General features: G+C 38.1%; 13 protein-coding genes. 4 read left to right on the forward strand and 9 right to left on the reverse strand.

Annotation, left to right across the window (positions count from 1 at the left end; translation table 11 throughout):
- The first annotated feature begins 64 nt into the window (after positions 1-64).
- Complete coding sequence (gntK, locus tag V7266_RS24905; RefSeq protein WP_335471889.1) at positions 65-1,609, forward strand: gluconokinase; 1,545 nt, start codon at positions 65-67, stop codon at positions 1,607-1,609.
- 71 nt (positions 1,610-1,680) lie between these two features.
- Here gntK and gnd read toward each other — a convergent pair whose 3' ends face one another.
- Positions 1,681-2,577, reverse strand: a complete 897-nt coding sequence (gene gnd / locus V7266_RS24910; protein WP_335471890.1) for a phosphogluconate dehydrogenase (NAD(+)-dependent, decarboxylating) — start codon at positions 2,575-2,577, stop codon at positions 1,681-1,683.
- Positions 2,578-2,724: 147 nt separating this feature from the next.
- Between gnd and V7266_RS24915 the strand changes: the two genes are divergently transcribed.
- Positions 2,725-3,570 (forward strand): MurR/RpiR family transcriptional regulator, encoded by an 846-nt coding sequence (locus tag V7266_RS24915; RefSeq protein WP_335471891.1) that lies wholly within the window; start codon positions 2,725-2,727, stop codon positions 3,568-3,570.
- 39 nt (positions 3,571-3,609) lie between these two features.
- Here the strand turns inward: V7266_RS24915 and V7266_RS24920 are convergent, their stop codons facing one another.
- The 7 genes from V7266_RS24920 to V7266_RS24950 form a co-directional block, all read right to left on the reverse strand.
- Positions 3,610-4,941, reverse strand: a complete 1,332-nt coding sequence (locus tag V7266_RS24920; protein WP_335471892.1) for a GntT/GntP/DsdX family permease — start codon at positions 4,939-4,941, stop codon at positions 3,610-3,612.
- A 224-nt stretch (positions 4,942-5,165) separates the two neighbouring features.
- Entirely contained in the window at positions 5,166-5,396 is a 231-nt protein-coding gene (locus tag V7266_RS24925; RefSeq protein WP_335471894.1) for a hypothetical protein, read from the reverse strand.
- Positions 5,397-5,561: 165 nt separating this feature from the next.
- A complete protein-coding gene (locus tag V7266_RS24930; RefSeq protein WP_335471895.1) occupies positions 5,562-5,942 on the reverse strand; it encodes a RidA family protein in 381 nt (126 codons plus the stop codon).
- Between the two features lie 35 nt (positions 5,943-5,977).
- The gene (locus V7266_RS24935; RefSeq protein WP_335471896.1) at positions 5,978-6,685 is read right to left on the reverse strand and encodes a 4-carboxy-4-hydroxy-2-oxoadipate aldolase/oxaloacetate decarboxylase; all 708 of its coding nucleotides are present in this window, start codon (positions 6,683-6,685) and stop codon (positions 5,978-5,980) included.
- Complete coding sequence (locus V7266_RS24940) at positions 6,685-7,416, reverse strand: PIG-L deacetylase family protein (RefSeq protein ID WP_335471897.1); 732 nt, start codon at positions 7,414-7,416, stop codon at positions 6,685-6,687. Before V7266_RS24940 ends, V7266_RS24935 begins: the two co-directional genes overlap by 1 nt.
- Before the next feature lie 195 nt (positions 7,417-7,611).
- Entirely contained in the window at positions 7,612-8,577 is a 966-nt protein-coding gene (locus V7266_RS24945) for a catechol 2,3-dioxygenase (protein WP_335471899.1), read from the reverse strand.
- A gap of 107 nt (positions 8,578-8,684) precedes the next feature.
- A complete protein-coding gene (locus V7266_RS24950) occupies positions 8,685-10,031 on the reverse strand; it encodes an MFS transporter (protein WP_335471901.1) in 1,347 nt (448 codons plus the stop codon).
- 363 nt (positions 10,032-10,394) lie between these two features.
- Between V7266_RS24950 and V7266_RS24955 the strand changes: the two genes are divergently transcribed.
- Positions 10,395-11,036 carry a GntR family transcriptional regulator gene (locus V7266_RS24955; protein WP_335471902.1) on the forward strand — a complete coding sequence of 214 codons (642 nt, stop codon included), beginning with the start codon at positions 10,395-10,397 and terminating at the stop codon, positions 11,034-11,036.
- A 177-nt stretch (positions 11,037-11,213) separates the two neighbouring features.
- Positions 11,214-12,368: an MFS transporter gene (locus V7266_RS24960; RefSeq protein WP_335471903.1), complete on the forward strand. Its 1,155-nt coding sequence runs from the start codon at positions 11,214-11,216 to the stop codon at positions 12,366-12,368.
- Between the two features lie 133 nt (positions 12,369-12,501).
- On the opposite strand, the gene hprK is transcribed toward V7266_RS24960, so the two are convergent.
- A complete protein-coding gene (gene hprK / locus V7266_RS24965) occupies positions 12,502-13,425 on the reverse strand; it encodes an HPr(Ser) kinase/phosphatase (RefSeq protein ID WP_335471905.1) in 924 nt (307 codons plus the stop codon).
- Positions 13,426-13,582: the final 157 nt, after the last annotated feature.

The raw sequence follows: 13,582 nt of genomic DNA on the forward strand, positions 1-13,582 counted from the left end.
CTATTAAATAGAAGTATTTTTTCTTCAACAGATTCTTCTATTTAATATTGAAGGAGATTGTCTAATGGATAACTTATCTTACTACCTTGGCGTAGATATTGGAACAACTAGTACTAAGACAGTTCTTTATAAAGATAAAGGAACGGTCATGAGTATGCACCATGTCGAATATCCACTTTATAGTCCAACCCCATCCATTGCCGAACAAGACCCGGAAGAAATTTTCAGGGCGGTACTGGAAACCATTAAAGTGGCGGTCAAGAAGGGGGAAATCGATCCCCAGAAGATTAAACTTGTCTCTTTTAGTTCCGCAATGCATAGTGTCATTGCCATGAGCGACGAAGATAAACCGCTTACCCGCTGTATAACTTGGGCAGACAGCCGGGCAACTGCCTGGGCTGAAACGATTAAAAACGAACTAAATGGACTCGCAATTTATCGAAGGACCGGAACTCCGGTTCATCCGATGTCACCATTAAGTAAAATTACATGGCTGCGCCACGACGAACCGGAACTCTTTAATCAGACAAATAAATTTATCGGGATTAAGGAATATATATTTCATAAACTATTTGGCAAATATGTCGTCGACTATTCGATTGCTTCGGCAACAGGAATGTTTAACCTTGAAGAGCTTGCTTGGGATGCTGAAGCTTTAGAAGTAGCTGGGATTACCGGTGATAAACTAGCGGAACCTGTCCCAACTACCTATTATTTAACAGGCTTAAAAGAGGAGTTTGCCAAAGAACTAGGACTATCTAAAGAAACTCCTTTTGTAGTGGGGGCTAGCGACGGTGTTCTTTCCAATTTAGGCGTTAATGCCATAGACCCGGGTGTAGTAGCTGTTACAATTGGGACAAGCGGTGCCATTCGGACGGTGACGGATCGACCCGTTACAGATCCAAAAGGAAGAATTTTTTGCTATGCGCTAACAGAAAAACATTGGGTTGTTGGCGGTCCGGTGAACAACGGCGGTATGACCTTCCGGTGGGTACGTGACCAGTTGGCATCAGCCGAAGTGGAAACGGCTAAGCGCTTGGGAATTGATCCCTATGAAGTACTAACCAAGATCGCCTCAAGGGTTGCTCCAGGTGCTGATGGCCTTATTTTTCATCCATATTTGGCAGGTGAACGCGCGCCACTTTGGAATGCCCATGCAAGAGGATCCTTTTTCGGCCTTGGCCTCCATCACAAAAAAGAGCATATGATTCGCGCTGTACTTGAAGGTGTAATCTTAAATCTATATTCTGTCTTACTTGCGCTTCAGGAAGTTATTGGAGTGCCTACCAAAATTCAAGCAACCGGCGGTTTTGCTCGGTCTGAATTATGGCGGCAGATGATGGCTGATATTTTCAACCAGGAGGTTGTAGTCCCAGAAAGCTTTGAAAGCTCATGTCTGGGTGCTGTCGTTCTAGGTATGTACGCGCTTGGTGAAATTGAGGACTTTTCAATAATGTCTGAACTAGTTGGTTCAACCCATGCCCATCAGCCAATCGAAAGTAATGTAGAAATTTATAACGACTTAACACCTATCTATATCCGCGTCTCACGTGTTTTAGAAAATGAATATGGTCCTATTACAAGTTTCCAAGAGAAGTGGGTAAAGTAAATACTTTTTTGAGTTTAAAAAAACAAGGCATCCGGATTTAAATCCGGATGCCTTGTTCAGCTTTTTATTTTTTATTTTGTTTCAACTGCATGTCCGCCAAATTCATTTCTTAGAGCAGCGACAACTTTACCGGTAAAGGTATCTTCATCAAGCGAACGATATCGCATCATCAGTGACAAAGCAGTTACAGGCATGGCTGTTTGAAGTTCAAGGGCAGTTTCTATTGTCCATTTACCTTCTCCTGAAGAATGCATGATTCCTTTAATTGAATCAAGTTTAGGATCTTTAGAAAAGGCGTTTTCCGTTAGTTCCATCAGCCATGAGCGAATAACGGAACCGTTGTTCCAGACTCGTGCAACTTTTTCATAATCAAAATCAAAATCGCTTTTTTCCAAAACTTCAAACCCTTCCGCAATTGCCTGCATCATTCCATACTCAATTCCATTATGAATCATCTTTAAGAAATGGCCGCTGCCGATCTTGCCTGCATACAAGTAACCATTTTCTACATTAATATCACGGAAAATTGGTTCAATCGTGCTGAAGACCTCCTTATCTCCGCCAACCATCATACAGGCGCCTTCCCTTGCTCCAGCCATACCGCCGCTCGTACCTGCATCGAAGAAATGTATGCCTTTTTCGGCTAGTTCCTTGCCTCTTCGAACGGAATCTTTATAGTGTGAGTTCCCTCCATCAATAACAATATCCCCTTCTTCCAGTTCTCCCTTTAGCTCCTCAACCACTTGTTCCGTGATAGGCCCTGCAGGAACCATTACCCATACGATTCTAGGAGAGGAAAGCTTTTTTACTAATGCGGAAATAGACTCAGCCCCTGCTGCTCCCTCACAGTTGATTTTTTTAACAGCTTCCTTATTTACATCAAATGCGACTACATTATGTTTATTTTCCATCATATTTAGTGCAAGATTATAACCCATTTTTCCTAGTCCTATTAAACCGATCTCCATTTGAAAAACCTCCGAAATATTTTTTTCTTAATAATTCTATTATATGAAAATTTTTTTCTTAAATCAAATCATAAATGAAAAAATATTTTTTCAGACAATTTCATGCTATACTTAAGGTACGATTTTTTATAGAGAGGATATCAATTTATGGCACAAAACTGTTTGGGAAAGATACGTTCTTATTACGCACGACTAAGTGAAAAAGAAAAAAAAGTTGCAGATTATATCTTGAAGAATCCTGAAAAAATTATCCATAATACAATCAATGAAGTTGCCGAAGATTTGCAAGTGGCTGATGCGACGGTATTTCGTTTTTGCAAACGGATAGGTTTTAAAGGTTATCAAGCAATGAAAATTGCTCTAGCTTCCGAAATTATCGAACCCATACAGCAGATTCATGAGGAAATCAATGAAAAAGATAATGAGAAAACAGTAGCTGATAAGATTTTTCATTCAAACATCAGAACATTAGAAAATACATTACAGATCCTTGACGGCAATTCCATTCAAGAAGCTGTTAGTCTGCTTATGAAGGCCAACCGGGTTGAATTTTATGGTACTGGCGGATCAAATGTGGTGGCAATGGACGCTTTTCATAAATTCGTGCGCACAGGAATTAAAGCGTTTGCATTTATAGATACCCATTTTCAACTCATGTCAGCATCTCAGTTACAGGAAAATGATGTTGCAGTAATCATCTCTCATTCGGGAACAAATAAAGACACTCTAAATATTTTAAAGACAGCCAAAAGAAATGGGGCAAAAACAATTGGCATTACAAGTTATCCAAAATCCCCCATTTGCCAATATTCCGATGTAGCGCTCTATACGAGTTCAGAAGAAACAGAATATCGTTCGGAAGCCCTCTCATCTAGGATAGCTCAATTAAGCCTTATAGATGCACTTTATGTAAATATTATGGTCCTCAATAAAGAAAAAGCAAAACACTCTCTTGGAAAAGTAAGAGAAGCGATCTCTGATACTCGGATGTAAATATTAAGAGGATGACCTAAGTAGGCCATCCTCTTTTTTTTATACAAAAATGTTAAGAATGAGTGCACCTGCAAACGCAATGAAGGATAAAATTGTTTCTAGAACAGTCCACGTTTTAAATGTTTCTTGAATGGAAAGACCCAAATATTCTTTCACCATCCAGAAACCTGCATCGTTAACATGAGAAAACATTAATGAACCTGCTCCAGTGGCGATCACTAGTAATTCTAAATTAACACCTGACATATTAGCTACGATAGGTGCCACAATTCCAGCAGCAGTTGTTAAGGCTACCGTAGCTGAACCAGTTGCAATTCGAATTAAACCAGCAATCAAGAAAGCTAATACAAGCGGAGATAATGACATTCCTTCAGACATAGACGCAATAACCTTCGCTACTCCGCTGTCAATAAGGATCTGCTTAAATCCACCACCGGCACCGATTATTAATAGAATAGAACCAACTGGTAAAATACATTCCTCTGTGAAATTCTTAATTGCATTTTTATCGATTCCCTGACGGAAGCCTAAGAAATAAAAGGCAAAGAAACATGAAATCAATAAAGCAACGATTGGACTGCCAATAAACACCAAGAACTTCTCAAAACCAGCTGGTACATGTAAATATGGTGCGGCTGTTCCTAAAACCATTAAGATAACTGGCATTAAGATCGTAAGGAAAGAAACACCTACACTTGGTAATGACTTTTTGTCTTTATTGTCATCAACACGCACTAATTCTGGTTCTCCAGCCGGTACGACACGTTTGTTGATAAATTTAGCAAATAATGGTCCGCCGATGATGCCCGCCGGGATCGCTATGATTAATGAGTAAAGTAGCACTTTACCAAGGTTTGCCCCATAAAGCCCAATAGCTGCAATCGCACCAGGGTGTGGAGGGACAAGTCCGTGTACAATCGATAAACCTGCAATTGCTGGTAAACCAATTAAAAGAATATTTTGTTTTGATGCTTTTTGAATCGAAATAACAAGTGGTAATAAAATTAAAATACCAACTTCAAAGAAGACCGGAATCCCAATGACGAACCCTGATACAAACATTGCCCAAGGCAGTTTCTTCGCTCCAAATACTTTTATGAAGAAATTAGCTATTTGTAAACCTGCACCAGATTCTGACAACATCTTACCTAGAATTGTTCCCAAAGCCAAGATTCCGACTAAGTGCCCTAATGTACCGCCGACTCCCGTTTCGTAAGCGGCAACAATCTTATCTAAACCTAATCCTGACATAATCGCCAAGAATAATCCTGCTACCGTTAAACTAATAAACGCATGCCACTTAAACAATGAAACTCCTAAAATAACAATAACAATTGAAACAAGTGTAATGAGTAATAAATAGGCATTCATTTGATTGCCACCCCTCTAAGTTGTAATCTATTTTTGTAGAATTACTGTGAAAGCACTTCCAACAAAAATGATTATACGAAAAAAAATTTTTTATTTCAACAGTTATTTTGAAAAAATATTTTGTTTAGAAGGTAAACAAAATATTTTTTTCGTTATCCACAAATGAACTAATTTATGAGTTCCCTTTTAATTATGACAAAAAGACGGGTGCAGGTGCCCCGTCTCTACTCTCCAATATTTTCTTCAAACCATTCCTGGAGATCATTCAAAGAGGTGAAAGTAAAAATCTCTTCACCGTTTTGGCCATTGTCTATTCCAGAATTTCCTCTCAAAGTAATTTGTCCCTCATTCTCGGAAACCAGGATAGCATATGGGTGATTCACATTAATATACCTGGAGTCCAAATCGGAATCCAGCCAATTCTTGCTCCGTAAAAACGTTTCAATATGGTCCATTCATTTCCCTCCTCATCCTTTTATTGTTCCAAAGTGCAAAAAAAAGAGACAAAATTAATGTCTCTTTAAGATATTTTTATATTAATTTTAGGAAAATAACTCATTGACTTGTACCTATAAAAAGTATCCTAACTTTAAGAAGTTAGGCATGAATTGATATTTTTTTTACAAAACAGCGGTCATTTCAATTTGTACCCTAAGACCTTCCCTTAGATTTTTCACACTCGTATGTCTTGCAGGGCGATCATTTTCATTTGGAAACATTTTTAGCCACTCAACATTGACAATTTTTTTATATTCGCGGTCTATTGCTGAAACACTTAAATGAGCGATATCATCAGTCGTTCCTCCGGCGAGTTCCATAATCTCTCTCAGGTAATGAAAAAGATTGGCCACTTCATCTTCCACTCTCTCTGGCATCTCACCTGTTTCAGGGTCCGATCCTATGATTGCAGAGGAATATACCATATTTCCAATTTTCACAGCGGTTGGAATTGGATTTTGGTGATTAGATCCCTTCACATGTAAAACTTCACGTCTTGCCATGATCCATTCACTCCCTTCAATACGTATGTGATATTCTAAGCTTTTCCCTTGTTAAGTTCAGTTTCGTCTTCATAATAAACAACCTGTTCTTTTTCCAAAGTTGGTCTCAGGTTGTAAAAGTCTAAGCTTATTTCTCCTCTTGCAATCTTCTCCTTCGTTCCTTCTTCTTTTTTTAGACGTTGTTTAGATGATTCTAATGCAAACTGAAGATCACCTTTTTTTACAACGACTACTCCATCATCATCAGCCATGATTAAGTCACCTGGTTCAACTGAAACACCGCCGCAAACGGTTGGTGCGTTTACCCAGCCACCCTTGGACTTGGTGGTTCCTTGGGAGAATACAGCCTTCGTCCAAATAGGGAATCCAAGGTCACGGATTTGCGCTACATCTCGAATACCTGAATCAATGATGACCCCTTGAACTCCACGTTTAATTAGGGCCGTAACGATTAATTCCCCAATCATCCCTGCTACTCCCTCACCTACGGTTGTAATAACGAGTACATCACCTGGTTTACATACTTCAATGGCCGCGTGAATCATTAAGTTATCTCCAGCATGGCATACAGCCGTGACCGCCGGCCCGCAGATAAGTGTGTTGTCTAAGATAGGTTTCAAATGATAGTTCATGAGACCAATTTTACCTTGTGCTTCATAAACGGTAGAAACATCCAGCTGCTTAAATTCTTCAATCAGTTGCGTGTCGGGTCTTGTAATGTTTTTAAGCACATACTTTTCCATTAGTTGAATTCACCTCCAACATATGGGAAGAAACGGCTAAATGCTTCTGCATACTTATATTCATTATTACCGGAACATCTGCGGGCATGATTCCCACGTAATTGTGCTTTTGCACCATAGTAATCAATTAAATGTTTCTGCGCTTTAAAGCAGTTCATGGCTGCTTGTTTTTGTTCGTAGGTTTCGGTGATATCAATAATGACTTCGGGTTTGAAATCACTAATTTCGGATTGATGCGGCTCGAATCCAAAGATACTCGCTTGTTTGGCTGTTTTTGTCCCTTCTAATCTCACTCCATTAGAAGTGGATAAAACACTTGCATCAAAGACAAATTTGGAGACGGTTTCATGGTCTGGGTTAAAGGCGTCTCTAGGTCCATGTGTAAGGATATGATGTGGCCTTACTTCTCTAATTTTGCGAACTAAACGGTTCATTCGGTCCTCATTGATTTGCATATGGTAATCTTGATAATCCCAAATTTCAATGTTTTCCACTCCAAGGTATTTTGCCGCTGCTTCAATTTCACCTTGGCGATGTACTTTGACATTCTCCAATGTTTGCCCTTCGTTATTCCAAAGATCGTTTGATTCCCCTCTTGCTCCATAACTTAATATGACAAGGGAAACATTAGCCCCATGCTTCGCATATTTTGCAATCGTACCGCCGCCTCTCCAAACAAAATCCGCTGCGTGTGCGCTTACAACTAATAGATTTGTATTTTTATCAATCATTTGTCTTCCTCCTACTTTTTAAGCATCTATCCGTATTTCAATATTGTTCAACAATATTGTTTATAAGGTAATTATAAATTGCAGTTTACTGCTGTGTCAATATATTTACTTCAATCGAAAAAAATATCAAAAAAGTGAGGTTTCCCTCACCATAATTCAGACGATCATCCTAAGCATAAAACTCGTATGAATTCGTTATTTAGCTTCAACAATAGGAGTTCCATAAGTGTGAAAACTTGCAACGGTCTTATTGCCCCACGCTTGTCCTTTTGCCCGCTCTTCCTCTGTCCACGTAATCGGTTTCCAGTCAGGCGCTAGTACATGATATCCGCCAGAACAGATTTCAATTCGATTACCGCCTGGCTCGTAAACGTATACAAAATAAGTCTGATTGATGGCATGCTTACTTGGGGCAAATTCAATGAAAACTCCATGCTCCAAGAATAAATCTGCTGCACGCCAAATTCCTTCGTTTGTATCTACTGTAAAGGCCATGTGATGAAAACGGCCACTTGAGCCTGTAGCATCTAACGTATAAACCATTTCATAAGATTTATTATTTGGGCTGTACCAAACACCTGGACGGCGTCCATTGTTTAAAAGTATTTGCTCGGTCAATCTCATTCCTAGGACATTTTCTGCAAAATCACCATCTGCTTCAGGATTAGCAGACAAGAAATTAATATGATCTAAATGTTTTACAGAAACACCATGCCCCGTAAATCTCTGTGGTTGATTTTTCAATGCCGGCCGAAGGTGTTCTGGGGGCTGGTATTCAAACGTTTCATAATAAAGTTCCATTATATGCCCATCGGGACCACAGTATTGGTAGGCTTTCCCATGACCTATATCACCGTCAATCCATCCGATCCCCAAACCCATTGCTTCAATTTCAGCTACTCTTCTTTCTAATGCTTGCGGGCTCATTGTACGGAGCGCGGTGTGACCAACTCCAGGTTGTGGTGATTCTGTTAATACGAGTGAGTATTGTTCGTAATCACCCCAACAACGAAGATAGACAGAATTTCCTTTTCGCGCTACTTCCTGCATACCAAGAATATCTTTAAAAAATGATAGACTCTCTTCGGCCTTAGGAGTCAGCAACTCTACATGTCCCAGATGAGCAATGTCTCGAATAGGTTCTTTGTCATAATTATTCATATTAACGCCTCACATATTCACCAATATTGTTAAACAATTTATTTAATTATATTAAAACTTTGTAAGTGCTGTCAATTTTAAAAAGTCTTTAAGAATGCTAATTAAGATTAGTTGATTTCTAATTTCGTATTTAATGTAGAAATTGGATCCTGTTTATTAACAGTTTTTCTTACTAAGAATAATGTAAATGCTGCGAAAACACCTGGCAGGGCGAAGACCAAGAAACATAGCCCAATTGGTACATTCATTGATAACAGTACTCCCCCAAGTGTCGGACCTAACATTCCTCCTAATCTCCCGACTCCATTTGCTAATCCTACCCCCGTTGATCGGACGTTATTCGGATAATATTGAGAAACAAAAGCATTTAACAAACTTTGGTTCCCCATTGTACATACCCCAGCAATAGCAATTAACAAGTAAAGAAGGAAAATATTACTCTTAATACCAAGGAGGGCAAGACAGACAGCACCAAGGACATATAGGCAGGTTATTAATTTTTTGGAACCCTTTCGGTCAGCAATTACTCCGATAATAATAGTTCCAATTAACGCTCCGCCATTTAGAAAAATGGCAAAACCCAAGCTTGAAATGAGCGGATAACCAGCACTTTGCATCAATTTCGGAAGCCAAGTATTTAGCCCGTAAATCATCAACAAACCCATAAAATAAACAATACAGAATAATACGGTACTTAATCCCATTTTATTTTTAAATAATCCAATAATTGGAGTACGTTCTCCAGGAGGTTCCGGTAATTTTGTCTGCTCAGCGATTAGTCGGTCATGATAGTTAGGATCAATTTTCGTTAAAGTCGTTCTTAGAATGTCTAATTTCCCCTTGCGAATGAGAAACTGTGGCGATTCTGGCAAATATTTAATGATTATTGGAATTAAAAACAGGGGAATAGCTGAAAACCATAGAACTGGACGCCATCCTAATGAAGCAAAAACGATAACACCTACTAATGGTGCAAGGATTCCGCCAACTTGATTTCCACATAATGCAATGGTAATAGACTTATTTTTACTAGATTTAGGGATATATTCAGTCAATAGAGAGATTACCGTAGGTAGGGTTCCTCCAAATCCAACTCCTGCTAAAAACCGGCACCAAGAAAATAGTTGTGGCCCTGTAGCAAAACCCGAAATAGTGGTAAAAATACTAAAAAAAGCAACGGAAACAATGATAATGCTTTTTCGTCCGAAACGATCTGCTAGTAGACTAAGAATGATCGAACCAAACATCATTCCAAAAAGTCCATAACTTCCTATCACACCTGCTTCAATTGGTGATAGGTTCCACTCTTTTGTTAAAAATGGGACAACTGATCCGTAAACAACTAAATCGTATCCTTCAAATGATACAAAAAGTAGACACCACAGTAACAAGACCAAATGGAAGCGGTTAAATTTACTTTCATCCAAAATGCTTTTAATAGAATGATTTGACATTAATGAATCCCCTTTCAAAAAATAAGTTTCTGTTAGATGTTTATAATCCAAGCATGCCTAATTGACTAACAGCCCAGCGATTTTTCTTACGAATTACTATAAACGCCCTCCTATTTTTTAACTACTTTGTTTAACAATTTTGATTATAAATTAAAGGAATATTAGTGTCAAACAATTTTTAGAAAAATCAATAAACACTTATTTTCTTTTGCTATTCCAACTAAATTTCCTTTATAATTAATCATGGAGGCATATTCTGTTGATTGACACAAGTATGTCTCAACTGTATATTACAAATAAAAACAATGAACAATCTTGCTAAATATATTGTTAAATAACTTTTATAAAAGATGGGGTTTTAGAATGAGCAGACCAACTGAAGTCGCCTATCAATTCATTAGGCAAAAAATTATGGACGGAACTTTCATGCCTTCTCAAAAGCTAATTGAAAGTGAACTATCTGAGCTGATTGGTGTTAGTAGAAATACGATTAAAAAGGCGTTATTAAAACTGGAACAGGAAAATCTAGTCAGTTTAGAAGAGAATAAAGGGGCAACTATTAAGTCTTTTACACTTGAAGAAATCATTAATTACCTGGAAATACGTGAAGTTCTTGAGGGATTAATTGCAAAATCAGCAGCCTTAAATATTAGCGATGCTAAATTACTTCAATTAGAAGAGACGGTTGAAAAAATGAAGGAACACCTAGACAACAACCGTTTTGATGAATACTCTAAATGTAATCACCTTTTTCATAATATCATTTACGAATCATCAACAAACAGTCAGGCAGTAGATATGGTCAATAAAATAAAAACACAATTACAAAGATTGCGATTTAAAACCATTTTGGTTCCAGGGAGAACACAAGAATCTTTTAAAGAACATCAAAAAATACTGAATGCCCTAAAGGAAAAAGATGCAAAATGGGCAGAAGATGCTGTTAAATTCCACGTTTCTAATGTAAGGCAAACAATTGTAGAACATTACTCTTTTTTAGTATAACGTTTAAAAGATGGAGGCAGACCTCCATCTTTTTTTAGTGGATCGATGATTGACAGAAAATTCAGAGTGAAGTACACTCAATATCAAGGTTATATTGTTTAACAACTTTGACTAAAATTAAGAGCTCTTTTATTTATTAACTTTTGAATAACAACAATGGAAATTGGACGTGAGTAGATGATTCTTTATATTGTTGTTTTTTTGTCCATTATTTATCAAACTAGTGTACGTGGAAATACTATGCTAGTAACTTTATATGCTATGAATCTGCACGCAAATTCCACATACTTGGGCCTAATTGTAGCATCAACTTCCTTGTTTCCGATGCTTTTTGCTGCCTATGCCGGAAGACTGTCCGACCGAATCGGGCTCCGTCTTCCCCTAGTATCCGGAATGTTTGGCACTGGGATCGCATTGCTATTGCCTTACATGTTCAAGAATCAATTATTTATTTTAGTGATATCACAATCTGTATTTGGTTTATCGCAAATTTTCACCGTCGTTGCGCTTCAAAATTTAATTGGTGCTCTTAGTACTGAAAAAACACGATCAAAGTATTTTGCAACCTATACACTTGGTGTTTCTATATCAAATTTTTTAGGTCCCTTCATCACTGGATTCTCAATCGACCATATCCACTATGACCTGACATTTTTGTTACTAGCAAGCATTTCATTTATTCCGGGACTTTTCTTTCTTTTAAATACGATTCATTTACCCAAAGCAGTTCATAAAGAGACTGATCAAAAAAATAGTTTTGTTGAACTTCTGCTTAAACGTTCACTACGTAAGACCTTCATTACAAGTGGAATCATTTTGACAGGTGTCGGACTATTTGAGTTTTATTTCCCAATCTACGGAAAAACGCTTGGATTATCTGCTTCCACCATTGGAGTGATTGTAAGTTGTAATGCTCTAGCCTATATTCTTTCACGCTTACTAATGCAGTGGCTGCTTAGGAAGTTTAAGGAAGAAACCGTTCTTGGAGCATGCCTTACTATATCGGCAGTCGCTTTCTTCTTAATTCCATTGTTTGATCAATCTTTGTTCCTGATGGTCATCTCTTTCATTATGGGACTTGGGATGGGCTGCTGCCAGCCGTTATCCATTGTAATGGCTTATAATCGTTCGCCCAAAGGACGTACCGGAGAGGTATTGGGAATTCGTCTCACGGTCAATAAATCGGTTCAGTTTTTGGTTCCTATTTTGTTTGGTTCTATCGGATCGGTGCTTGGATTCTTCCCAGTCTTCTGGTCGAATGCCTTCTTGTTATTATTTAGCGGTTACTCACTTTTTGAGAAGAAGTCTGATTCACACCAAACTACCGGCTAAACGAAATCCATTTCGATTAAGGAAGGCAGAAAAAGGGAAACCCATCCCTTTTCTGCCTTTTTTACCTTTCCGTTTTCTAAAAAAATAAAATCCATCTATTATACATTTAGATGGATTCTGCTTTCATTTGTTTTTAAAAGCTGATATCAGATTCCAGCCGTCTCATAAACTCTTCTGCAGCACTGTATCCTTCCTGCTTCAAAAGCCAGTTATTTGCGGCTGCCTCAATCAACCCCGCAACATCACGGCCAGGTTGCAGCTGAATCTCAATATGAGGGATTCGGACGTCCATATAGTCTGTAAATCTTGATTCGTGATCCAATTCATTATGAAGGGAATTTTTTTGCCATTTGGTTAGTTCAATATCGAGTGCGATCCTCGTCTCATCCTGAAAAGCTTTCCTTCCATATAAGCGGACCACATTCAATAGTCCTACACTTCTCAAAGCAAGGAATTCCTTTGTTTTTCCGTCATGTGTGGCAAGAATGGTTCGTGGACTAAGCTTTTTTAATACAACAATATCATCAGCCACCAGCCTATGACCTCTCCCAATCATTGTGTGTGCAATTTCACTTTTACCGATACCTGATTTTCCCCGAAGTAAAATGCCCATTCCATATACATTAATACATACCCCGTGTACAGCGATTTCTGGCGCTAACTTTTTTACCATATAAGCATCAAGCTTCATAATAAATTCAGAGGTCGTTTGAGGCTCTAACGTACATAACAACGGGATTCCCTCTTCAAGACAATACTGATATAAATACGTTAGACCTTCCTGTCCCGCTGTAACAATAAAGCATGGAGGATGGTATTTAACGATATTACCTATTCGTATCTTCCGCTCCTCAATGCTTAACTTATGTAAATAAGTAATTTCCTTACTTCCAAGTATTTGAACACGTTCAGTTGGAAAAAAATCAAAGTGGCCTACGAATTCTAAACCCGGACGATGAGAACGGGATTGTGTAATGGGTTGTTGTAATTGATTTTCTCCGGCTAATACTTTCAAAGAAAATTTTTGAACTAAGTCTTCTACTGTTAATACCTTCATAACTATGGCACTCTCCATCCTAAAACACTTTCTTTATCTTGATTTTATCATCCTTTACATAGTGAAATGTGAGTATTTTTAAGAAATCAGCTAAAGCAGTTAGATATTAACAATTGGCTGTGTGTTAAAGGTTACTGCTGATTTTGAAACGATGTTG

Source organism: Neobacillus drentensis, assembly GCF_036965645.1.
Taxonomy (GTDB): domain Bacteria; phylum Bacillota; class Bacilli; order Bacillales; family Cytobacillaceae; genus Neobacillus; species Neobacillus drentensis_D.